Here is a 23,127-nt window from a genome sequence, read left to right on the forward strand (position 1 = left end):
GGTCAGTCTATCTACGCAACTCTGTGACCGGCAGCACAAGAAGCATGTCGCTAGGAGGACCAAAGCGTGGAACCCCAGCCCACCCACCCCCGGCTCGACGCAGACGTCGAGGCGTTTCGCACCGAGGTGCGGGAGTTCGTCGCCAGCCAGCTGACCGCTGACGCGCGCGGCATCGGCACCCTCGACGGCGCGGAGTACGACGCCTTCCGCGGCCGGATCCGCTCCGAGCTCGCCGCGCGTGGTTGGCTCGCACCGTCCTGGCCGAAGGAGTACGGCGGCGCGGGGCTCAGCGCCGCCGAGCTCGTCGTACTCGTCGAGGAGCTGACCGGCGCCGGCATCCCCTTCGGCTCGGACAACGACTCCTTCGGCATCAGCATGCTCGGCAACACGATGCTGCAGTGGTCCGAACCGGCCCTGCTGGAGCGCTTCCTCCCTCGGATCCTCGCCGGCGAGTACGTCTTCGCCCAGGGCTTCTCCGAGCCCGGCGCCGGCTCGGACCTGGCGTCCCTTGCACTGCGCGCGGAGCTCGACGGCGACCGCTGGGTGCTGAACGGACAGAAGCTGTGGTCCTCGGGTGCCCATGTGGCGAACTGGATGTTCGTGCTGGCCCGGACCGACCGCGAGGCGGCTCCGCACCGTGGCATCAGCATGCTGCTCGTCCCGCTTGACCAGCCTGGTGTGGAGATCCGGCCGATCCGGAACCTCACCGGCGAAACCGACTTCAACGAGGTCTTCTTCGACAACGCGACCACAGAGGCCGAGCTCGTCATCGGTCCGGTCAACCAGGGTTGGTCGGTCGCGATGACCCTGCTCGGCTTCGAGCGGGGAGAGACGGCGCTGCACGCCCCGATCCGGTTCCGCAACGAGCTGAGCCGGCTGGCCGATCTGATCCGCGATCGAGGACTCGTCGGTGACCCCGGCATCCGTCGCGCGTTCGCGTGGTGTCACGTCCAGGTCGAGCAGCTGCGTTGCCACGGCCGGCGCATCGCGGCGCAGCTGATCCAGGGAGATGAGCCCGGACCCGGGGCTGCCCCCTTCAAGCTGTTGTGGAGCGAGTACCACCGCGTGGTGACCGAGCTGGCCCTCGACGTCCTGGGCGTCGAAGGCCTGGCACCGAGCGGGCGCCCCTCGCCGAACTGGTACCACACCGACGACCCCGGGGCGCCGAACTCCTCGGCCTCGTGGTCGAGCGTCTACCTCAACTCGCGCGCCGGCACGATCTACGCCGGGTCGTCGCAGGTCCAGCGGAACATCATCGGCGAGATGGTGCTCGGCCTTCCCAAGGAGCCCCGTCGATGATCCTGCGCAGCCCCTACCCCGACGTGGAGACGCCGCGGACGTCCCTCCCCGATCTGCTGTTCGGTGGGCTCACCCCCGCCGATAGCGCGAAGACTGCTCTCATCGACGCTGCCACCGGCCACCGGCGCACGTACGGCGAGCTCGTCTCCGCCGTCGACAGTGTCGCGACAGCCCTCGTCGCGCGCGGCATCAGACCGGGCGAGGTGGCTGCGCTCGTCGCGCCCAACTCCGCGGACTACCCGGTTGTCTTCCACGGCGTGCTGCGCGCGGGCGGGGTCCTCACCCCGGCCAATCCCCTCTACAGCGCTGGAGAGCTCGCGCACCAGTTCCGCGACTCCCGTGCGCGCTTCGTCTTCGTCGCACCGATGGGGCTCGCGGCCGTGCGCGCGGCGGTGACTGAGCCTGATGTGCGTGTCGAGGAGATCATCGTCCTCGGCCCCGCAGACCTGCACGGCGGGCCCGTCCCCGAGACCGCGTACGACGATCTGCTCGCCACCCCGCGAACCGCCGAGCTCCCGGTGCTCTCGGCCGACGACCTCGCCGTCCTGCCGTACTCCTCCGGGACCACCGGAGTGCCCAAGGGCGTCATGCTCACCCACGGCAATCTCGGCGCCAACCTGCTGCAGATGCAGCCGCTCGCACCGCCCTCTGACCACTCCAACCTGATGGCGGTGATCCCGTTCTTCCACATCGCCGGGCTGAACGGCATCATGAACCTCGGACTGTACGAGCGAGGGACCCTCGTCACGTTGCCCCGGTTCCAGCTCGCCGCGTTCCTGGGCGCGATCGAGCAGTTCCGGATCACCTACACGGTGATCGTTCCGCCCATCGCAGTGGCTTTGATGAACAGCCCGCTGGTGGACTCCCACGATCTCGGCAGCCTCGAGCTGGTCGACTGCGTCGCTGCTCCCCTGGACACGAGCCTGGCAGAGCAGCTCCAGGAGCGCCTTGGCGCCACTGTGATCCAGGGCTACGGGCTCACCGAGTCCAGCCCCTGCACACACGGGATCCCGGTGGAGCGGCCCGATATCGACCGCGGCACCATCGGCGTGTTGATGCCCAGCGTCGAAGCGCGGATCGTCGACCCAGAAACCGGCAATGACGTCGCCCCAGGCGAACGCGGCGAGCTCTGGTGCCGCGGGCCCAACATCATGCGTGGCTACCTGAACAACCCGATCGCGACCGCGAACGCCGTGGATCAGGACGGCTTCCTGCACACCGGCGACATCGTGACGGTCGATGCCGACGGGGTCTTCCGGGTCGTCGACCGGCTCAAGGAGCTCATCAAGTACAAGGGCTACCAGGTCGCGCCCGCCGAGCTGGAGGCTGTGCTCCTCGTGCACCCGGGCATCGCCGACGTCGCCGTCATCGGCGTCAGCGATGCCGAGAGTGGCGAGTCCCCGAAGGCGTTCGTGGTCCGACACGACTCGCACCCTGACCTCGATGCCGATGGCGTCAAGCAGTTCGTGGCCGCCCGGGTCGCGCACTACAAGAAGATTCGGCACGTCGAGTTCGTCGAACAGATCCCCAAGTCGGCCGCGGGAAAGATCCTGCGCAAGGAGCTTCGCAGCCGGGAGGCCGCTTCACTCCAACCCACCAAGGAGCTCACATGAGCGTCATCGCAGTCATCGGCGGCACCGGACCCCAGGGCAAGGGCCTGGCCTACCGCTTCGCACGAGGTGGACACGAGATCGTGCTCGGGTCCCGCGACCAGGAGCGGGCCGTCACCGCGGCGGCGGAGCTCGGCGAGCGGGTCCCTTCGGCAACCGTCCGCGGCGCCCGGAACGATCAGGCCGCCGAGGCGGCTGACCTCGTGCTGCTGGCGGTGCCCTACGACGGCCACGACGCCCTGGTCGCCGAGCTCGCGCCTCATCTCGCGGGGAAGGTGGTGATCAGCTGTGTGAACCCCATCGGCTTCGACAAGCGCGGACCGTACGGACTCGACCTCGGGCCGACCTCGGCGGCCGAGGATGCACAGCGGCTGCTACCTGAGTCGAGAGTGATCGGCGCGTTTCACCATCTCTCGGCTGTCTCCCTCAACGGGAGTGCGGACCTGTTGGACCACGAGGACGTGCTCGTGTGCGGGGACGACCCCGACGCGAAGGCCGCGGCGATCGAGCTCGCCGCCACCGTCACCGGCCGACCTGGCATCGATGCCGGAGCGTTGCGCATGGCTCGACAGCTCGAGCCGTTGACCGCCGTGCTCATCTCCATCAACAAGCGCTACAAGGTGCGCTCGGGCATCTTGGTGGCGGGCCTTGACCCCGCCGTCGATGTCACACCGGCGCCTCCGGTCCGGCCGGCGGTTCCCGCGACCACGTAGCCCCCCTTCGCCTCACTCAGCCACCGGTGCCACGCGCACCAGCGGTAGCTCGGTGCTGCCCTCCCGCAACCGCCCCAGGAAAGCCAGAAGGTCCACGCATGCTGAAGGTCACGCAACTGCACGTTCGTTATGGGACGTCGGTCACCGCGCTCACCGACGTGTCCCTGGGCGTCGGCGAGGGAGAAGTCGTAGCCGTGCTCGGCGCAAACGGGGCGGGCAAGAGCACGCTCCTACGGGCGCTCTCCGGCACCCTCCCCCACCACGGCGGTCAAGTCACTCGCGGATCCATCGAGTTCGAGGGACGCGATCTCCTCGGCGTGAGCCCACGTCGGATCGTCCGCGCGGGATTGATCCAGTCCCCAGAAGGCAGGCGGATCTTCAAAGGGCTGAGCGTAGAGGAGAACCTGCGCGTGGCCGCCGCCGGAGCCGGGATTCCAACACGTCATGCGGCCACCGTGCGTCGTACGGTGTGGGACCTCTTCCCCCGGCTGGAACAGCGCAGGGAGCAGTCAGCCGGGCTGCTCTCCGGGGGCGAGCAGCAGATGCTGGCGATCGGCCGGGCTCTCATGGCCCAACCCCGCCTCCTCCTGCTGGACGAGCCTTCGCTGGGGCTCGCGCCCCAGATGGTCGACAGCGTCGGCGCCATCATCGAGGAGATCCACCGTCGGGGCACCTCGGTCCTCCTCGTCGAGCAGAACGCAGCCATGGCCCTCGCGGTCTCCGACCGCGCGGTAGTGCTGGCAAGCGGCAGTGTCTGCGCCACCGGGCCCGCGGACCACTTGGCAGCCAGCGACGAGCTTCGAGATCTCTACCTGGGCGGAACACCGGCGCCGACGCTCGACGGAGCCCCGCAGTGAACGCGCAGCTCCGCGCGGAGCAGGTGACCGTCAGCTTCGGCGCCGTCAAAGCGCTCGATGACGTCAGCATCTCCGTCAGTCCAGGCGGGATCCATGCCGTCATCGGTCCCAACGGCGCCGGGAAGTCGACGCTGTTCAACGTGCTCAGTGGCGTCTACCCGGTCACCTCGGGCACCGTCGTCTTCGCCGACCTCGACGTCACCAAGAGCCGCCCGCACAAGCTGGTCCGCGCCGGCCTGGCACGGACCTACCAGAACATCGTACTCGGCCATGTGACGGTCGAAGAGGCCATCCTGCTCGGGCGGCACCACCTCACCCGTGCTGGCTTCCTGCGTTGTGCGCTGCGCACGCCTGGCGCCCGCGCCGAGGCGAAAGCGGCGCGCCAAAGCGTGCACCACCTCGCCGAGATGCTCGGCCTGGCCGACTCCCTCCACCGCATCGCCACCGAGCTGCCCTACGGCGACCAGAAGCGGGTCGAGCTCGCGCGGGCCTTGGCCGCCGAGCCGGAAGTACTGCTGCTCGACGAACCCGTCGCCGGCATGAACGGCCACGAGAAGGACGAGATGACCGAGCTCCTGGCCACCATCCACGCACGAGGAGACACCACCATGGTCCTGGTCGAGCACGACATGCGGATGGTGCTCTCCCTCGCGACGCACTGCACGGTCCTCGACTTCGGGCGGGTGATCGCCGACGGCTCACCGGCATACGTCGCCTCCCACCCCGAGGTCCTCAGGGCCTACCTCGGCTCTGCTCACGCACCGCGCGAGGTGACCCCATGAGCCACCTGACGTCCCTACTCCTCAACGGCTTGTCGACCGGAGCCGTGTATGCCCTGATCGCCCTCGGGCTGGTGCTGATCTACAAGTGCAGCCAGGTCGTGAGCTTCACCCATGGCACGCTCGTGCTGCTCGGTGCGTACCTCGTCGGCACGATGGACGACGCATCGGGCTTCATCGTGGCGCTGTTGATCGCCGTCCCGGTGGCAGCGGGCTTCGCGGGCAGCATCAACCTCACCCTGCTCTCGCGACGCGCAGGGGCACCCCCCGTCTCGCTGGCGATCCTGACGATCGGGATCGACCTCGTGGTCCTGAGCGTGCTGACCCAGCAACTCGGCTCAAACGTCCTCAACATCTCACACCCCTGGGGCGAGACACGCTGGGACCTCGGTGTGGCCAGCATGAGCGCCAACCGCGGCATCGCCCTGCTCATGGTCGCGGCCGTCGCGGTCAGCCTCTACCTGATCTTCACCCGATCGCCGTGGGGCCTTGCGATGCGTGCAGTGTCGGAGGACACCGAGGCAGCCGCTCTCATGGGCCTCAGCCGGACGACGATCACCACCCTCAGCTGGGCGACGGCCGGCGCCCTCGCGTGTATCGCCGGCATGTTCATGGCAGGTCCACCGACGCCCGGGGTGACCACCACTGTCGCAGTTGTCGCGCTCCGCGCCTTCCCGGCGCTGATCATCGGCGGACTGGACTCCCTCCGCGGGGCCATCGTCGGCGGACTGCTCATCGGGGTTGCCGAGTCTCTCGCCGCGGGCTACCAGCACGAGCTGCAGTTCATGGGCAGCGGCTTCGCCGAGATCGTCCCGTTCCTCCTCATGCTCGGCGTGCTTGTCGCCCGCCCTTCCGGACTCTTCGGCTCACGAGAAATGACCCGCGTGTGATGACCACCATCGACCAGACAACCAGCCGCCCGACACAAGCCGTGATCCGGGGCGTCGCGCTAGCCTTGATCGGGGTCGCTGTCTGCGTCGCACCCCTCTACCTCGACACCTTCTGGCTCCGCACCGGCCTCACCGTCGCCAGCGCGGCCGTTGGCGCGATCGGCCTGACCATCCTCGTCGGGACCACCGGGCAGCTCTCCTTCGCGCACCCGTTCCTCATGGCCGGCGCGGCGGTGACCTACGTGACCCTGGCCGACAATCCTGTGAACACCGCTCATCTCGGGCTCGGCCTCCCGCCCGCCGCAGCGGCGGTCCTGGCCATTTTCGCCGCGGGCGCCCTCGGCCTGGCGGCAAGCCCCCTGGCATCCAGACTGAGCGGGATCTATCTCGGCATCGCCACGCTGTCGCTTGTTTTCATCGGCCAGCACATCCTCGAGAACTGGACCGCCGCGAGCGGTGGCTTCTTCGGCCGACCCGTGCCCCCGATGAGCCTCTTCGGCCTGTCACTAGCCGATTCTCCGACGCCGCCGGTGCTGCTGGGCGTCCCGCTCCAGCGCGAGGAGCTGTTGTGGTACTTGTCGGCGGCCGTGATCGTGGTTGCCTGGATCGCCGGGCGCAACGTCGTACACAGCCGCGTGGGCCGGTCGCTGGCAGCCGTGCGGGACAGCGAGGTTCTTGCGGCGACCAATGGAGTCAACGTGAGGTCGGCCAAGCGAGGCGCCTACATCGCATCGTCCATGTTCGCTGGCGCCGCGGGCGTGCTCTTCGCCCTCACCACGGGCTCCGTCGCCCCGGAGACCTTCAACCTCGGCCTGGCGATCAGCTTCCTCGCCATGGTGGTCGTCGGCGGCCTCGGCAGCGTCGCCGGAGCCTGCATGGGGGCCGCCTTCATCGCCGGCCTCCCCCTCCTCCTCCAGGAGTTCAGCGACCAGCTACCCCTGATCGTGCAGACCGGCGAGGCCGGGGGCATGCAGGCGTCCACCGCCACCTCCTATCTCGCCGGTGCTCTCATCGTCCTCTGCATGCTCTTCGAGCCACGCGGCCTCGTGGGCCTCGCGACCCGCGGCCGCAGCCTCGCTACACGCGCCCTGAGACGCACCCGAATCCTCACATCCCGCGCCACCCACAACTAGGAGACAACCTTGTCCAGCTCACGAAACCGCATCGCGGCAACGGTGCTTGCATCCCTCGCTGTCACCGGATGCGCCACCAAGTCCGACAATGCGGACAACGGCAGCGTCGACGGCATCCAGCTCGGGCCCGGCATGAGCGAATCGACGCTCACACTCGGGGTGATCACCGACCTCTCCGGCCCGTTCGCAGTCCAAGGCATGCCTGCACTCGACGGCTTGAAGCTGGTCACCGACCAGATCAACGAGGACGGCGGCATCTGCGGCAGGTTCGCCGTCGACCTGGACGTCCAGGACTCCGGCTCCGACGTACAGAAGGCCACCCAGGCCTACGACTCCATGGAGGAAGACGTCCTCGCGCTCGTGCAGACTCTCGGCGCACCGGTGAACACCGCCCTCATTCCCCGCTTCACCCAGGACCAGATCGTCAACGTCCCGATGGCCTGGGGCAGAAGCCTTCTTGACTGGGAAGGCAACGCCGTCCCCGGAGGCTTCTACGACACCGACATGGCCAACGGCCTCAGCTACCTCCTTCAGGAGGACCTCATCGAGGACGGCGACACAGTGGGGCACATCTACTTCACCGGCGAGTACGGCGAGAACGGACTGGCCGGCGCCGAGCACGTCGCTGACGAACGGAACCTTAACATCACCGGCGCCGAAGTGAGCCCAACCGATGTGGACATGACCGCGCTCGTCCAACGCTTCGCCGACGAGGGCGTTGACGCAATCGCCTTGTCAGTGGGGCCCAATCAGACCGCTTCGGCAGTCAGCGTCGCTGTTGCAGAAGACCTCGACGTCCCGATCGTCATGAACAACCCCGCGTTCGCCCCCGGGCTGTTGGACAGCCCGATCGGCGAAGCCCTGCGGACCAACGGCCACGTCGCCAACTCGTTCAGTCCGTCGTTCACGGGCACGTCCGATGACCTCGCCGCAGCCTGGTCGCAAGCGAACCCGGATGACGAGCCGACCAGCACGGTTGTTGCCGGCGCAGGCATGGGGGAGATCATCCGTCAGGTGCTCGAGAAGGCCTGCGCGGACGGAGACATGACTCGTGAGGGCCTGCTCGCGGCGAAAGCGTCGCTCGACGAGCTCACTACCCTGGGCCTCGTGGTTCCCCTCGACCTGTCGGGCGGAGACACCACCCGCTCCAGCAACATCCTGCGACCGGCGGATGTCCCCGGAGGTCTGGAGATCGTGGCCAGCAGCTACACGGGCCCCATCACCGAAGGCCTGGAGTAGGACGCTGTGACCAATCTCGCGACGAACCTGAAGGACGCCGTCGGGCAGTTCGCCGAGCGGCCGGCCATCCGGACCGAGGATAACCTCCTGACCTACGCGGAATTGGACCGGCTGACCACTGGGGTCGCCGGTTGGCTACGAGCAAGGGGTCTCGAACCCGGTGACCGGGTAGGCCTCATGATCCCCAACGTCGCGGCATTCCCGGTCTTCTACTACGGCGTGCTCCGTGCCGGCGGCATCGTCGTTCCGATGAACCCGCTGCTCAAGGCGCGCGAGGTGGAGCACTGCCTCGGCGACTCCGGAGCAAGGTTGGTCCTCGCCTGGGAGACGGCGACGGAAGAGGCAGCAGCAGGAGCCAAAGCCGTCGGCACGGACTGCCATGTCGTCACCGGCGCCACGCTCGAGGACGTCGCGGGCTGGCCGGTCTATGCCGACGTCGCGGCGCGCGACGAAGAAGACACGGCGGTCATCCTGTACACCTCCGGCACTACGGGCACGCCGAAGGGAGCCGAGCTGACGCACGCGAACATGAGGGCCAACGCGTCGGTCACGGCCTCCCGACTCTTCGCCCTCACCGAGGACGACGTGATCATGGGCTGCCTGCCGCTGTTTCACTCGTTCGGTCAGACGTGTGCACTCAACACAGCAATCCTCGTCGGGGCGAGTCTGACGCTGCTGCCGAGGTTCGATCCCACGGCAGCGTTGAAGGTCATCGAGCGTGACCGGGTGACGATCTTCGAAGGCGTGCCGACCATGTACGTCGCGCTGCTTCAGGCCGGCGGCGGTGTCGCTGACACGTCGTCGCTGAGGCTCTGCGCCTCGGCGGGTGCCGCTCTCCCGCTCGAGGTGCTCAACGGATTCGCCGAGACGTTCGGCGCCATGATCCTGGAGGGCTACGGGCTGTCCGAGACATCCCCCGCAGCGTCCTTCAACTTCCCCGAGCGAGCGAAGCCGGGCTCCATCGGATTGCCCATCGACGGGGTTGAGATGCGAGTCGTCGACGAGGCCGGCGACGACGTGGCCGCCGGTGAGGTCGGGGAGATCGTGATCCGAGGTCACAACGTGATGCGGGGCTACTGGAACCGCCCGGAGGCGACGGCCGAAGCGATCAAGGGCGGCTGGTTCTACACCGGTGACATGGCTCGACAGGACGAGGACGGCTTCTTCTTCATCGTCGACCGCAAGAAGGACCTGATCATCCGCGGAGGTTTCAATGTGTATCCGCGCGAGATCGAGGAGGTTCTCTACCAGCACCCTGGTGTGCTCGAGGCAGCGGTGATCGGTGTCGGTCATCCGACACTTGGGGAAGAGGTCGCCGCGGCCGTCGCGCTCAAGCCGGGAACAACACCCGGCCCCGACGAGCTCCGTGACTACGTCAAGGCGCGCGTCGCGCCGTACAAGTACCCGCGACATGTCTGGCTGGTCCCCGAGCTGCCCAAGGGCCCGACCGGCAAGGTGCAGAAGCGCGACATCGTCGTACCGGAGGACCTGCAGTGAGCACCCAGTCCGCGGACGTCGCAGTACCGCTGGACCACTTGCTGACGCAGGCAGCCTCGGGACCGGCGAGCCGCCTGCTTCCCGGCGGATCCGGTCTTCGCTTTGTCGGCGCTCTGGCTCGGCGCCCCAACCGCGTCGCGACCCGCCTCGGCAATCTGGTCGAAGAGCTCGGCAAGATCGCCATCGGCGTCTCCAACATCGCGCCTGCGGGCGCGGACCGGCGATTCGCCGACCCGGCCTGGACAGGCAATGCGGTGCTGAGGCGCATCATGCAGGCCTACCTGGCCACCGGTGCCATGGCCGAGGGCCTTGTCCAGGACGTGCCGATGGAATGGCGGGACGCCGAGCGGATGAAATTCGTCGTCTCTAATGTGGTGGAAGCCCTGTCGCCCAGCAACAACCCACTGACCAGTCCGGTCGCCTGGAAGGCCCTCATCAACAGCGGCGGCGCCAGCGCCGTCCTCGGACCGCGGAACCTGATTCGCGACATGGCCTCGTCTCCCCGAGTGCCATCGATGGTCGCGCCTGACGCCTTCACGGTCGGGGTGGATCTGGCGACAACCCCCGGGGCGGTCATCTACCGCCATCCGATGTTCGAGCTGATCCACTACACACCGCAGACCGAAACTGTCCGAGATGTCCCGCTGCTGATCATCCCGCCGACGATCAACAAGTTCTACGCGCTGGACCTCGCACCAGGTCGCAGCCTGATCGAGTACCTCCTCCAGCAGGGACAGCAGGTCTTCGTGATGTCCTGGCGCAATCCCGACGCCCGCCACAGCAAGTGGGGCTTCGACGCATACGCCGAGGCGATGATCAATGCCTTCGACGTCGTCGACCAGGTCACCGGCGCCGGCTCGGCCCACGTGGTGGCCACCTGCTCCGGCGGCCTCCTGGCCTCGCTCGCTGCAGCGCACCGAGCGGCAATCGGCCAGGTCGACCGCTTGGCCAGCCTGAGTCTTCTGGTCACCATGCTCGACCAGACGCGTGCGGGGACCGCCGGAGCGCTGATCGACGAACGCGTCGCCAGCGCCGCGATCGCCAGGTCACGACGCAGGGGCTATCTCGACGGGCGCAACCTAGCCGAGGTCTTCTCGTGGCTGCGCCCTGGCGACCTGATCTGGAACTACTGGGTCAACAACTACCTCGAGGGAAAGCCACCGCCCAAGTTCGACCTCCTTTATTGGAATGCCGATTCCACGCGGATGCCTGCCAAGCTCCACCGCGACTTCGTCGACGCGGCGCTGCACCACAAGTTCGCCAGACCGGGCGCGATCAGCGTTCTCGGTACGCCGATCGATCTCGGCAAGATCACCGTTGACTCCTACGTCGTCGCGGGCTCAGCGGACCACATTTGCCCGTGGGTCAACTGCTACCGCAGCAGCCAGCTGCTCGGGGGCAAGGTTCGGTTCGTCCTGTCCACCAACGGTCACATCGCTGCGCTCGTCAATCCGCCCGGGAACCCGAAGAGCAGCTACCAGGTGTCCGACGAGAACGCCCTCGAGCCCGATGACTGGCGCGCGGCGGCTTCCACTGAGAAGGGGTCGTGGTGGCCCGATTACGCCGCCTGGCTTGCGGCCCGGTCGGGGGCCGGCAGGCCGGCGCCAGCCACCCTGGGCAACAGCGAGTACCCGTCGCTGGAGAACGCTCCTGGTTCCTACGTCCTGGACAGGTGACGACGTGACCGACCTTGTCCGCGATGTACGCATCCGCGGACGGCGCATCCGCGTCGCCGTACGCCCCGGCGACGGCCGCCCACTCGTGCTGTGCAACGGAATCGGCGCCAGTCTCGACCTGCTCCAACCTTTCGTCGACCGGCTGGATCCCTCGATTCCCGTCATCAGGTTCGACGTCCCAGGAGTCGGGGGCTCCGAGCTCCCGCGGTTGCCGTACACCTTCGCGTCCCTGGCTTGCACGGTCGGCCGCATCCTCGACGACCTGGGACACGACGAGGTCGACGTCCTCGGCATCTCATGGGGCGGCGGCCTTGCCCAACAGTTCGCACTCCAGAACCCGCGTCGATGCCGGCGAGTCGTGCTGGTGAGCACCGCGACCGGGTCGCTCATGGTGCCGGCTCATCCCCGCGTGCTGAGCAAGATGGCTACACCCCGCCGGTATCGCGATCCCGCCTATGCGGCCAGCATCGCCGCCAACCTCTATGGCGGACGCTTTCGCGACGAGCCCGCTCTCGCCAAAGAGTTTCTCCAGGGTCATTCGCGTCCCGCGTCCGGGCGCGGCTACGCGCTCCAGCTGCTTGCCGGGGTGGGCTGGACGAGCCTTCCGTTCTTGCCGATGATCCGTCAGCCGACGCTCATCCTCGCCGGCGATGACGACCCGCTGATCCCGATCGCCAACCCCAAGCTGATGAACCGCCTGCTTCCCCACTCCTCGCTGCACATCTACCCCGAGGGCCATCTGGGTCTCGTGACCCATGCACACGACCTGGCTCCGAGAGTTGCGGGGTTCTTGAGACAGAAGGACGGCTGATGTCGGTTTGCGACCAGCGCGCCCGAGACGAGCGCCCCGTCCTCGAGGAGCGGCGGCAGAACCCGCAGAACGACATCGTCTCCAGCTTGGCCACCGCTGAGGTCGACAGCGAGCGGCTGACCGTCGAGGAACTCTGCATGTTCTGGCTGCTCCTCACCGTGGCCGCAACGAGACCACTCGAAACTCCCTCGGGCGGCATTATCGCGCTCCTCCAACACGGACTGTGGAAGCCCCTCGCCGTCGACGTCGCTGCCGGCCGGCGCGAGGTCGACCAGAAGATCACCGGCGAGCTCGCCCGCTACATCAGTCCGGTGATGACGTTCCGACGTACGGCGACGCGTGACGTCGAGTCCGACGGCCAGCAGGTCCGCACCGGCGACAAAGTCGTCCTCAGGTACGGCGCGGCCAATCGCGACCCGAAGCACTACGACGACCCGCACCGCTTGGACCTGGACCGCGACAACACCTACCACCTCGGGTTCGGGATCGGCCCGCGCTTCTGCCTCGGCACCCGGCTGGCCCGGCTCCAGATCTCCACCCTGCTCACCGAGCTGCTGACCCGTTTCCGGACATGCGGCTGGACGGCGAGCCGACCTGGGTCGGATCGACGTTCATCACGGCATCGAGCACCTGCCCGTGAAGGTGACCGAGCCGACCAGCACCATGGACCGGACGAGTGCGCTGCAAATGCTCGCACTGGCTGCGACCGGCCCGCACCGGGTGCTCCGCACCGCAACGGGGACCGGCTCGGCTGGACCGCCTACGAGGCGCTGCTCGCGGAGGCGACGCCGCTCGTCCGCGACACCACCCTCGAGGGCGACATCCTGCAGTACTCCTCGGGGACGACCGGCCGCGGCGCGACCGGCGAGGCGACGTACCTTTGCCCACCGCTCTACCACTCGGCTCCGTTCATGTGGACGATGTCGATGCTGCGGATGGGCGCCACTGTGGTGGTCCTGAAGAAGTTCGACCCGGTCCGCTGCCGTGACGCGATCCAGACCCACCGGGTTACCCACGGCCAGTTCGTGCCGACGATATTCACGCGAATGCTCAAGCTTCCCGAGGAGCAGTGGCTGTCGTACGACGTGAGCAGCCTGCAGGGCGTGGTGCACGCAGCGGCGTCGTGCCCAGTCCAGGTCAAGCACCAGATGCTGGAGTGGTGGGGCCCGATCGTCTCTGAGTACTGGTCGTCCTCCGAAGGCGCCGGCTTCACCTTCACCACGGCCGAGGAGTGGCTCGCACACGAGGGAACGGTCGGCAAGCCCTTGTTCGGTGGTCTGCACATCTGCGACGCGGTCGGCAACGAGCTGCCCGTCGGCGAGGTGGGCCAGATCTGGGCGGAGGGCGTTGAATACAGCTTCCTCAACGATCCCGAGAAGGACGCCTCGACGACCAGCCAGGAAGGCAGGCGCAGCGGCGGCGACATCGGACGGCTCGACCAGGACGGCTACCTCTACCTCACCGACCGCGCGAACCTCATAATCATCACCGGCGGCGTCAACGTGTACCCGCAGGACGCCGAGAACCGACTGATCGAGCATCCCCGCGTTTACGACGCAGCGGTGGTCGGCGTACCCGACGACGAACTCGGCGAGATCGCCGTCGCCGTCGTCCATCCGGTCGATCCCGCCGACGCCGGGGACGAGCTGGCAGCAGCCCTTAGCGCCTCGTGCGAAGAGGCCCTTGCCCGCTACACGTGCCCGCCGCGGATCACCTTCACCCACGAGCTGCCGCGTTCCGACACCGGCAAGTTGTACGAGCGCAAGGTGCGCGACGAACTCATCGCGAACGGAGAGAACCACGCATGACCCAGAATGACACCCAGGTCGACACCAGCAAGGTGCTGATCGAGCGGCGCGACCACATCCTGGTGCTGACGATCAACCGGCCTAAGGCGCGCAACGCCGTCGACGGAGACGTCTGGTTCCTCATCGGCGACGCCCTGGAGCAGGCCAAGGACGACCCCGATGTCCGCTGCATTGTGATCACGGGCAGCGGCGACGCCGCGTTCTCCGCCGGCCTCGACCTGAAGGCACTGGCGAAGGGCACGCTCAACATCCCGCCGCGGATGGCAAAGTACAGCTTCGCAGGATTCGTCCGTCACTTCACGAGCAAGCCCGTGATCGCCGCCGTCAACGGCAAGGCGCTCGGCGGTGGTTCCGAGCTGGCGCTGGCGTGCGACCTGATCGTCGCGACCGAGAGTGCATCCTTCGGCCTTCCCGAGGTGAAGCGCGGCCTCATCGCCGGCGGCGGCGGGGTCTTCCGGATCACCGAGGCTGTCCCCCAGAAGATCGCCCTCGAGCTGCTGTTGACCGGCGAGCCGATCTCCTCCACTGAGGCAGCGCGCTGGGGCCTGGTCAACCGCGTCGTCCCTGACGGCACCGCCCTCGACGCTGCCCTCGAGCTGGCAGCCCAGATCGCCAAGAACGCGCCGCTGGCCGTCCAGGCGAGCAAGCGGCTCGCCTATCGCATCGTCGACGGAGAGCCGGAGGGCGAGCCGCGCATGTGGGCCGAGAACGACAAGGAGATCGGCGTCCTCTTCAAGAGCGCCGACGCCCAGGAGGGCCCGCGCGCCTTCGCCGAAAAGCGCGAGCCCCAGTGGCAGGGCAAGTAGCCGACCGTACGTCGCAGCGCCACGGGCTCCTGCCCCCGACGCTCGCGGTGATGGGCGGCGCATTCGTCGCGTTCCTGGGGTACGTCTTCTGGGCCCTCGACGGCGGATTGGCCCAGTTCGAAACGGACGCGACGATTCCCGAGGCTCACGTCACGCCGTGCTGGTCGGCCAGGTCCTCATGCCGCTCTATCTATCGCCTGGGCTCGCCTACGTAGGACAGGGCGTCGCCCGCGACCGCATGCTGATCGGACCCCTGGCCCTCACGGCCGTCTGGTGCCTGACCTACTGGCAGGAGTCACTGGCCAACCTCACGGGTCCGCGGTTCGCCTACAACGCGGCATTGGTCGACCGTGAATCGCCCCGGGTTTCGTGGAGGCTCGATTACTTGGAACCAGCCCCCGGTCAGGACGGTGCTCGGGCGTGACGCTGGCCCAGTGGTTGGCCTCGAACTCGGCGGGCGGGACGAGCCCGATCTCGCCGTTGTCCGGCAAGGCAATTACCAAGATCGGTGCGTACCTCGCGATTCAGGTGTTGGCCGGGCACCACCACCCTGCGTCCACTCCGCAGTTGCGCATTCGATCGGTTCTGCGTAGGTGAATAGGTAGTTCCGCGCCTGTGCATCACGACCCGGAGGCCCATCGTGAAGGGATCACCAATGGTTTCCAGACGGATGGGAAGTGTTCACGATGATCGAGTGGGGATCCGACAGCTGGGCGGAATCGTCCACTACGCATCGAACGGCTCGTGGGGGGAGTTGAACCCGTAGGACCAGCACGCGTGATCATGTGGACGGCGCTCGAAAGCTGGTCGGTACCGGCGCTTGAAAAGTGATCGGTTTCGGGGAGTCTAGGACTCCGCCTGGTCGGTGGTGGTGCGGATTCTGGGAAGGCTGTCGATGCCGCGTCCGCGGAGTTCAACCGGACCCTGCTCGAGGAGTGGGCCTACGCCCGCAGCTACCTCTCAGAAGCCGACCGCGCAGCGTCCTACCCGGCATGGCTCCACCACTACAATCACCACCGCGGCCACACCAGCCTCAAGGGCAAGTCACCCATCGACCGCGTGCCCAACCTCCCCGGCCAGAACAACTAGGTCAGCCAGCGCGGCGCGGTGCGCACCCGCAGCGCCGAGCGCGACCTGGTCGCCCTTGGTCTTCTTGAGATCGAGGTGCGTCCAGGCACCGAGGGCAACGAGGTCGAGGCCGGGCGCCGCGGTCGCGGCCATCAGGGGACCACCACCGAGAGCATGTCGACCACACAGGCCGGCTTGTCGCCGCCCTCGCGCTCGATAGTCACCCGCGTGGCCACCTGGTAGCCAAGCGCGATCGGCGCGACTTCGAGCAGCTCGACCCCGGCCCGAACCTTCGAGCCGACCGGGACAGGTGAGGGGAAGCGCAGCTTGTTGGCGCCGTAGTTGAGTCCCGCGCTGACGCCCTCGACCTTGTAGACCTGCCAGGTCAGCATCGGCAGCAGGCTGAGGGTGAGGAACCCGTGGGCGATGGTCGACCCGAAGGGGCCGGCAGCGGCCTTCTCGGTATCGACGTGGATCCACTGGTGGTCGCCGGTAGTCGCGGCGAAGGCGTCGATCTGGTCCTGGGTAATCGTGTGCCAGTCGGAGTGGCCGAGGTGGGTGCCGGCCGCCGCCCGGAGTTCATCGACGCCGTGGAAGACCTTCATGTGAGTGTGAGCCTCTCCCGCCCGCTCAGAAATGTGACGGCCCGCCGGCTACGGCCAGGATCTGGCCGTTGACGTAACCGGATCGCTCGTCGGCGAAGAACGAGACCGCCTGGGCGATGTCGTCCGGAGTGCCGACCCGGCCCACGGCAATCGTCTCCGCGCCCGCGGCCAGGAAGTCGTCGTAAGCCATGCCGAGCCGGTCGGCCGTCGCCGAGAGCATCGCCGTGTCGATGAAGCCGGGAGCGATGGCGTTCGTGGTGATGCCGAACTTGCCCAGCTCCAGCGCCAGGGTGCGGGTGAAGCTCTCCAGCCCTCCCTTGGCTGCGGCATAGTTGACCTGACCTCGGTTGCCCAGCGCCGAGGTGCTGGACATGTTGACGATTCGCCCGTGTCCGGCCTTGGTCATGTAGCCCTGCACGGCGCGAGTCATCAGGAACGAGCCGCGCAGGTGGACGTTCATCACCTGGTCCCAGTCGGTGGCGCTCATCCTGAAGATCAGGTTGTCGCGGGTGATGCCGGCGTTGTTGACCAGCACGGTCGGCACGCCGAGGTCCGCTACGACGCGCTCGACGCCAGTCTGGACGGCGCCCTCGTCGGCCACGTCGACACCGACGGCCAGTGCCCGGCCGCCGGCCGCCTCGATCTGGACGACGACGTCCTTGCAGGCCGACTCGTCGAGGTCCACGACGGCGACCGCGAGGCCGTCCTCGGCCAGGCGACGGGCCACGGTCGCGCCGATGCCGCGCGCGGCTCCGGTGACGACGGCGGTCCGGCGAGCGGAGGTCATGTTCTGGGTCATACGAGTTCCTCTCAGGAAGCGGGTGAGAGCGCTGGGATCAGGGCTGTCATGGCAGCGCGGGTGCACTGCAGGCCAGTGAGTTCACCTCGATGACCTTGCGGGCGACGCCCAGATCGAGGTCGACCAGCTGACCGTAGGCCGGGTTGATGCCTGTGTTGTTGACGAGCAGGTCGAGACTGCCGAACGCCCAGAGCGCCTGGCGCACGGTGTCGGCCTGGTGCTCGAGGTCGTCGGCCTTCCCGGCGATGCCCAAGGCTACCGAGGGGCCGCCGAGGTGGGCGACCGCCTCGTCGAGGGTCTCCTTCTTGCGGGCCGTGATGACGACATGCGCCCTCGGCGACGAGCCGCTCGGCGATGGCCAGGCCGATGCCGCGGCTGGCTCCAGTCACGATCGCGGTCTTGCCCTCGAATCGCTTGCTCATGTCGGTCAACCCCTCAGCTCAGTCGCTCGAGGACCATGGCCATGCCCATGCCGCCGCCGACACACATGGACTCCACGCCGAACTGCTTGTCGTGCCACTGCAGCGAGTTGATCAGCGTGGCGGTGATGCGGGCACCGGTCATTCCGAATGGGTGGCCGACGGCGATCGCGCCACCGTTGACGTTGAGCTTGTCCAGCGGAATGCCGAGCTGCTGCGCCGACCCGAGCGACTGCACCGCGAAGGCTTCGTTGATCTCGAAGAGGTCGATGTCCTCGATGCCCAGGCCCGCCTGCTTCAGCGCTGCAGGAATCGCCTCCACCGGCCCAAGCCCCATGACCTCCGGCGAGAGGCCGGTGACCGCGGTGGACACGATGCGCGCCAGCGGCTGCAGGCCGAGCTGCCTGGCACGGACGTCGGACATCACCACGAGCGCGGCCGCACCGTCGTTCAGCGGACACGCGTTGCCGGCGGTGACGGTGCCGTCGCGGCGGAATACCGGCTTGAGACCGGCGAGCGCCTCGAGCGTGGTGCCGGGACGCGGGCCGTCGTCGGCAGCGACGACTGTGCCGTCGGGCAGGGTGACCGGAGTGATCTCGCGGACCCAGAAACCTTCCTCGATCCGCTGGACGGCGAGGTTCTGGCTGCGGACCGCGAACTCGTCCTGCTCCCGGCGACTCATTCCAAGGACCTGTGCGACGTTCTCAGCGGTCTGGCCCATCGCGATGTAGAGGTCGGGCAGCTCGCCCGCCGTACTCGGGTCCACCCAGGTCTCGGCGCCGCCGCCCGCGCGCTTCTCGGTGCGCGCCTGCGCATCGGCGAAGGCCGGATTCTGCCCCTCGGGGTTGTCGGCGAACCCGTTGCCGAAGCGACTCACCGTCTCGACACCGGCCGAGATGTAGACGTCACCCTCGCCCGCCTTGATCGCGTGAAAGGCCATCCGTGTGGTCTGCAGGCTGCTCGAGCAGTACCGGTTGACCGTGACACCGGGCAGGTGGTCCATGCCCGCCAGTACCGCGACAGCACGGCCGAGGTTGTTGCCGGACTCCCCCGCCGGCTGCCCCACGCCCAGGACCAGGTCGACCACGTCGGCCGGGTCGAGCCCGGGCACCTTGGCCAACGCCGCCCGGACCATCTGGACGGCGAGGTCGTCGGGACGCATGTCCTTCAGCGAGCCCTTGACGGCCCTGCCGATGGGCGAGCGGGCGGCAGAGACGATGACTGCTTCGGGCATGGGGGTATCTCCGTAACTAGGCGATTGCGTGTTTGTCTGCACTGCGCGTCCACCGAGGCGCGCCAGGTTCTGGCTGGTGCCCCGGGGTACGGCGCCGCCGTACCCCGGGGTGCTTGGTCACGAGGCAGCGACCTCGTAGGGGATGGGCCAGTTCTCCTTGCCATGGGCTGGTCGTCGCGGACGGGTCCTACGCCAGGGCGCGCACGAAGTGCTCGCAGGCAGCCTTTGATGACGTCTCGAAGGCCGCACCGGTGTAGACGTCGAAGTGACCGCAAGACAGCACGACCAGCTCCTTGGGCTCACGCGCCCGTTCGTAGGCCTCGAACGCGAGGTCTGCATACGCACTGACGTCCTGGTCAGCCACGATCATCAGCAACGGGGACGGCGAGATGCGATGGATCCCATCGCCGGGCTCGAACTCCGTGATCCGCTCGAGCGAGCGGACCGTCACCTCGTTGCGCCAGGACGGGGCCCTGTCCTGCGCGGTCTTGGTGAAGAACTCCCAGGCTTCGACGCTGGCCATCAGCGCGGGGCCCATCGGATCCGCGTCGACCGCTGGCATGAGGGTGGGCTCCCCACCGTGGTAGAGGTTGCGTCGCTCGCCGTCCAGCTGGGCACGCATCGTGGGCAGGAAGTCGGGGCGAACGAGCCGCGTCACCTGGCCGGACCCGCTGATGAAGGGCACCTGGGCGACCACGGCTCGTACCCGACGATCGACTGCGGCCACGCTCAGTACGAGGCCGCCGCCATGGCTCGATCCCCAGATGCCGACACGGTCGGGGTCGACGTCCTCACGCCCCGTCACATACGTGATGGCGTGGCGAAGGTCGCGAGCCTGGGTGATCGGGTCGATGTCCTGGCGCGGAGCGCCGTCGCTCGCCCCGAAGCCTCGGTGGTCATAGGCCAGAACGTTCAGCCCGGCTCGGGAAAAGACCTCGGCGTAGTCGTCGAGATGCATTTCCTTGACGGCTGACAGCCCGTGCACCATCACGATCACCGGAGCCCGGGAAGCCGCCCCTTCCGCAGGGTAGAACCACCCGCGCAGAGTGACATCGTCCGCCGGGAATTCAACATCCACGCGTGGCATGGCAGTTCCTTTCACAAAGGGGTGGTCAGGGCCGAATGTCTGCCGCAGTCGACCCTGTCTCGCGCAGCTGGATGGCACTCATGGCCGAGAACTGCAGGGTCCAGAGGTTTCCGTGGCCGGGGTACTTCGCCGACATGATTCGGACCAGGTCCTCCGCATCGACCGCCACCTGGTAGGCGGCCGCGAAGTCCTGGATGTAGGCACGTGTCTCGGCGATCATTGAACCGACGGCGTGGTCGTCGCCGTCGGGCCTGCGGTGGCCGGCGACGATCACCTTGGGTGCCAGCTTCTCCACCAGCTCGACCGTCTCCAGCCAGTCCTGCCACTCCTCGGGCGTCGACAGGCCGAGCATCGGATGGATCTCGTTGTAGATGGAGTCGCCGGCCACGACGACATCGATCTCGGGGACGTGCACGATGCTCGTCGGATGGATGTCGGCCTGCTTCACCTCGATGATGTGGAGCGGCGAGCCGTCGACATGAAGGGTGAGGTCGTCGATCGGGTCAGGCAGCGCCCCTGCCTCTACGCACGCATCGCCGAAAAGCATCGCCCACTGCTGGCGCTGCAGCTCCATGGATTCCTTCATGGACTCGACGACATGGGGCAGCGCGACGCACTTGGCGTCCGGGAACCGCTCCATCAGTGGACCGATGCCCAGGTAGTGGTCGGGGTGGTCGTGTGTCACGTAGATCGTCGTGAGCCGCTTCTCGGTACGCTCGATCAGGTCCCCCAGGTCCCGGACGTCGTCCTTGAGGTACTGCGCGTCAATGAGCACTGCCTCGGTCGGACCGGTGACGAGGGTCGCGGTGGTGGGCGAGAACTTCCCACTGGGAATGTCGGGCCAGTCTCCCGCGGGGATGGTGGGCCAGCGACCGACGTACACCGTCGCCTTGATCGGCGGGGCTGCTGTGGCCGGCGGGCGGTTGTCGGTGTTCACGACGTACCTCCAGGTTGGGGTGTGCTGCTGAGCGATGTGCGGTGAGAGGTCGTTTCCCACCGGTACACCGACACTAGGAGCGCGCGATCCCCGGGACGTAGGTCGAGAGCGCCGGGCACCGGTACGCAGCCGCCACCTTCGCGCCGAGACAGTCACCTGCCCCGGTCGCGAACGATCGTGGCGGTCGCGTCCACCCAGAGGGCGGCCACGTCCCTTCGCGGATCCGCTTCGGACTCCTAGCGTGCTGGTGGACCTCGATCTCGCGGAAGGACGACGATGCAGGACATCTCCTACGTCGAGAACGGCCACGTCGGCCTCCTGACGTTGAACCGGCCCCATGTCCACAACGCACTGCGCCACGAGTCCTACGCCGAACTCACCTCGCTCATTCGCACGACGACGGCTCGCGCGCTGGTGATCACCGGCGCGGGTCGATCGTTCTGCTCGGGCGACGATGTCCGGGAGGTGATGGGGGGCGGCGAAGGGCCGGCGCCCCGCTTCGCGCCCCAGCTGACCGAGGCCGCCGAGGCGCTGCTGCACACGGACGTCCCGATCATCGCTGCCATCAACGGGCCCGCCCTCGGGTGGGGCATGGAGCTGGCACTGATGGCTGACATCCGCGTCGCCGCCAGCCGCGCGTGCTTCGGTGAGCTGTTCGTCAAGCGTGGGATCTGCAGCGACGTCGCCGGCTTAGGACTGCTCGCGCAGGCCGTCGGCCGCGAACGAGCGGCGGAGCTGCTGTTCACGGGCGAGGTGATCGACGCCGAGCGCGCCGAGCGGATCGGCCTCGTGAGCCGGGTCGTCGACGACGACCAGCTGTTGCCGACGGCGCTGACGCTGGCCGAGCGGATCGCGGCGAACCCACCACTGGCTGTGGCCGCCACCAAGAGTGGGCTACGGCGAGCTCTCGATCCGGACTGGCGTGACCTCGGTGCCTGGGTGGGCACCACGCAGGGCGCGCTCTTCGCCACGGAGGACCATCGCGAGGGAGTGCGGTCCTTCCTCGAGAAGCGAGACCCCCGATATGTCGGCAGATGAACTCCCCTGCCACGTCACTCACGAAGAAGGAGAAGTCTCATGACTACAGTGCTGGTCCACGGAGTTCCAGAGACGGACGTCGTCTGGCGACCGATGCTCGAGGAACTGGGGCGCGATGACGTCGTCCCCTTGTCTCCCCCGGGCTTCGGCGCACCGGTTCCCGAGCGGTTCGGTGCCAGCTGGATCGAGTACCGCGACTGGTTGATCAGGGAAGTGGAGACGATCGGTCATCCGGTCCACGTGGTGGGTCACGACTGGGGCGGCGTACACGCCTTGAACGCAGTTCTGGTCCGGCCGGACCTCTTCCTGTCGTGGACCGTCGACGTCATCGGTGGCTACGACCCGGCCTACGTCTGGCACGACTTCGCCCAGGAGTGGCGCGCCATCGACAAGGGCGAGGCAGTCGTCCACGCGCTCTTCGGCGGAACGGTGGAGGAGCGGGTCCAAACGAACGAATTCCTCGGGATCCCGACCGAGACCGCCCAGCGGCTGGCCGAGGGACAGGACCAGACCCTGACCCGCTGCCTCCTCTCCCTCTACCGTTCCGCCCCCGAGTCGATCCTCAAGCAGATGGCGCAGAGCCTGGCCGACGCGGCGGTGATTCCCGGTCTCGTCGTCATCGCCACCGGCGACGACTTCGTCGGAGACGTGGAGATGCGACGTCGCACGGCTGCGCGTGTAGGCGCAACGGTCGCCGAGCTTCCCCACGGCCACTGGTGGATGCTCGAGAACCCTGCGCTGGCAGCCGCGACCCTCACGAGCTTCTGGAACTCCCTCTCGCCCGTCGACGCCCACGCGTAGACACCCGACCACCACCCACGA

Annotated in this window: 22 protein-coding genes and 1 pseudogene; 16 read left to right on the top strand and 7 right to left on the bottom strand. The window is 67.8% G+C overall.

The window, feature by feature from the left end:
• The first annotated feature begins 66 nt into the window (after positions 1–66).
• The 14 genes and pseudogenes from D0Z08_RS26990 to D0Z08_RS27055 form a co-directional block, all read left to right on the top strand.
• Complete coding sequence (locus D0Z08_RS26990) at positions 67–1,299, top strand: acyl-CoA dehydrogenase family protein (RefSeq protein ID WP_118928399.1); 1,233 nt, start codon at positions 67–69, stop codon at positions 1,297–1,299.
• A complete protein-coding gene (locus D0Z08_RS26995; RefSeq protein ID WP_118928400.1) occupies positions 1,296–2,912 on the top strand; it encodes an AMP-binding protein in 1,617 nt (538 codons plus the stop codon). The genes D0Z08_RS26990 and D0Z08_RS26995 overlap by 4 nt, the downstream gene beginning before the upstream one ends.
• A complete protein-coding gene (gene npdG / locus D0Z08_RS27000) occupies positions 2,909–3,622 on the top strand; it encodes an NADPH-dependent F420 reductase (protein ID WP_118928401.1) in 714 nt (237 codons plus the stop codon). The genes D0Z08_RS26995 and npdG overlap by 4 nt, the downstream gene beginning before the upstream one ends.
• Before the next feature lie 98 nt (positions 3,623–3,720).
• Positions 3,721–4,479 (top strand): ABC transporter ATP-binding protein, encoded by a 759-nt coding sequence (locus D0Z08_RS32755; RefSeq protein ID WP_220454380.1) that lies wholly within the window; start codon positions 3,721–3,723, stop codon positions 4,477–4,479.
• Positions 4,476–5,261, top strand: a complete 786-nt coding sequence (locus D0Z08_RS32760; RefSeq protein WP_220454382.1) for an ABC transporter ATP-binding protein — start codon at positions 4,476–4,478, stop codon at positions 5,259–5,261. Before D0Z08_RS32755 ends, D0Z08_RS32760 begins: the two co-directional genes overlap by 4 nt.
• Positions 5,258–6,148, top strand: coding sequence for a branched-chain amino acid ABC transporter permease (locus tag D0Z08_RS27010; RefSeq protein ID WP_118928402.1), 891 nt, complete (start codon positions 5,258–5,260; stop codon positions 6,146–6,148). The genes D0Z08_RS32760 and D0Z08_RS27010 overlap by 4 nt, the downstream gene beginning before the upstream one ends.
• A complete protein-coding gene (locus D0Z08_RS27015; RefSeq protein WP_147381550.1) occupies positions 6,148–7,281 on the top strand; it encodes a branched-chain amino acid ABC transporter permease in 1,134 nt (377 codons plus the stop codon). Before D0Z08_RS27010 ends, D0Z08_RS27015 begins: the two co-directional genes overlap by 1 nt.
• Before the next feature lie 9 nt (positions 7,282–7,290).
• Entirely contained in the window at positions 7,291–8,520 is a 1,230-nt protein-coding gene (locus tag D0Z08_RS27020) for an ABC transporter substrate-binding protein (RefSeq protein ID WP_147381551.1), read from the top strand.
• Positions 8,521–8,526: 6 nt separating this feature from the next.
• Positions 8,527–10,017 carry a long-chain-fatty-acid--CoA ligase gene (locus D0Z08_RS27025; protein WP_118928405.1) on the top strand — a complete coding sequence of 497 codons (1,491 nt, stop codon included), beginning with the start codon at positions 8,527–8,529 and terminating at the stop codon, positions 10,015–10,017.
• Positions 10,014–11,693, top strand: coding sequence for a PHA/PHB synthase family protein (locus tag D0Z08_RS27030; RefSeq protein WP_118928406.1), 1,680 nt, complete (start codon positions 10,014–10,016; stop codon positions 11,691–11,693). Before D0Z08_RS27025 ends, D0Z08_RS27030 begins: the two co-directional genes overlap by 4 nt.
• A 4-nt stretch (positions 11,694–11,697) precedes the next feature.
• Positions 11,698–12,504 (top strand): poly(3-hydroxyalkanoate) depolymerase, encoded by an 807-nt coding sequence (gene phaZ / locus D0Z08_RS27035; protein WP_118928407.1) that lies wholly within the window; start codon positions 11,698–11,700, stop codon positions 12,502–12,504.
• On the top strand, positions 12,504–14,312 hold the full coding sequence (locus D0Z08_RS27040; protein WP_118928408.1) for a cytochrome P450: 1,809 nt from the start codon (positions 12,504–12,506) through the stop codon (positions 14,310–14,312). The genes phaZ and D0Z08_RS27040 overlap by 1 nt, the downstream gene beginning before the upstream one ends.
• Positions 14,309–15,118 (top strand): crotonase/enoyl-CoA hydratase family protein, encoded by an 810-nt coding sequence (locus D0Z08_RS27045; protein WP_118928409.1) that lies wholly within the window; start codon positions 14,309–14,311, stop codon positions 15,116–15,118. The genes D0Z08_RS27040 and D0Z08_RS27045 overlap by 4 nt, the downstream gene beginning before the upstream one ends.
• Before the next feature lie 912 nt (positions 15,119–16,030).
• Positions 16,031–16,207 (top strand): annotated as a pseudogene (locus D0Z08_RS27055) (integrase core domain-containing protein); the annotation flags it as partial.
• Here the strand turns inward: D0Z08_RS27055 and D0Z08_RS32385 are convergent.
• The 7 genes from D0Z08_RS32385 to D0Z08_RS27090 all read right to left on the bottom strand — a co-directional run bounded on the left by D0Z08_RS32385 (position 16,163) and on the right by D0Z08_RS27090 (position 21,267).
• The gene (locus D0Z08_RS32385) at positions 16,163–16,339 is read right to left on the bottom strand and encodes a hypothetical protein (protein WP_182481513.1); all 177 of its coding nucleotides are present in this window, start codon (positions 16,337–16,339) and stop codon (positions 16,163–16,165) included. The pseudogene D0Z08_RS27055 and the gene D0Z08_RS32385 sit on opposite strands and share 45 nt — an antisense overlap.
• Entirely contained in the window at positions 16,339–16,791 is a 453-nt protein-coding gene (locus D0Z08_RS27060; protein ID WP_118928411.1) for a MaoC family dehydratase, read from the bottom strand. The genes D0Z08_RS32385 and D0Z08_RS27060 overlap by 1 nt, the downstream gene beginning before the upstream one ends.
• 25 nt (positions 16,792–16,816) lie before the next feature.
• Positions 16,817–17,590, bottom strand: coding sequence for an SDR family oxidoreductase (locus D0Z08_RS27065; protein ID WP_245994550.1), 774 nt, complete (start codon positions 17,588–17,590; stop codon positions 16,817–16,819).
• Positions 17,591–17,636: 46 nt separating this feature from the next.
• The gene (locus D0Z08_RS27070; RefSeq protein WP_342772390.1) at positions 17,637–17,975 is read right to left on the bottom strand and encodes an SDR family NAD(P)-dependent oxidoreductase; all 339 of its coding nucleotides are present in this window, start codon (positions 17,973–17,975) and stop codon (positions 17,637–17,639) included.
• Positions 17,976–18,025: 50 nt separating this feature from the next.
• Complete coding sequence (locus D0Z08_RS27075; RefSeq protein ID WP_118928412.1) at positions 18,026–19,243, bottom strand: acetyl-CoA C-acetyltransferase; 1,218 nt, start codon at positions 19,241–19,243, stop codon at positions 18,026–18,028.
• 187 nt (positions 19,244–19,430) lie between these two features.
• Positions 19,431–20,330: an alpha/beta hydrolase gene (locus D0Z08_RS27085; RefSeq protein WP_118928414.1), complete on the bottom strand. Its 900-nt coding sequence runs from the start codon at positions 20,328–20,330 to the stop codon at positions 19,431–19,433.
• Between the two features lie 25 nt (positions 20,331–20,355).
• Positions 20,356–21,267 (bottom strand): MBL fold metallo-hydrolase, encoded by a 912-nt coding sequence (locus D0Z08_RS27090; RefSeq protein ID WP_118928415.1) that lies wholly within the window; start codon positions 21,265–21,267, stop codon positions 20,356–20,358.
• A 276-nt stretch (positions 21,268–21,543) separates the two neighbouring features.
• Between D0Z08_RS27090 and D0Z08_RS27095 the strand changes: the two genes are divergently transcribed.
• Both D0Z08_RS27095 and D0Z08_RS27100 read left to right on the top strand, forming a co-directional pair.
• A complete protein-coding gene (locus D0Z08_RS27095) occupies positions 21,544–22,305 on the top strand; it encodes an enoyl-CoA hydratase/isomerase family protein (RefSeq protein ID WP_118928416.1) in 762 nt (253 codons plus the stop codon).
• A 39-nt stretch (positions 22,306–22,344) separates the two neighbouring features.
• Complete coding sequence (locus D0Z08_RS27100; protein ID WP_118928417.1) at positions 22,345–23,106, top strand: alpha/beta fold hydrolase; 762 nt, start codon at positions 22,345–22,347, stop codon at positions 23,104–23,106.
• The last annotated feature ends 21 nt before the right edge of the window (positions 23,107–23,127 follow it).

Source organism: Nocardioides immobilis, from assembly GCF_003515065.1.
GTDB lineage: Bacteria > Actinomycetota > Actinomycetes > Propionibacteriales > Nocardioidaceae > Nocardioides > Nocardioides immobilis.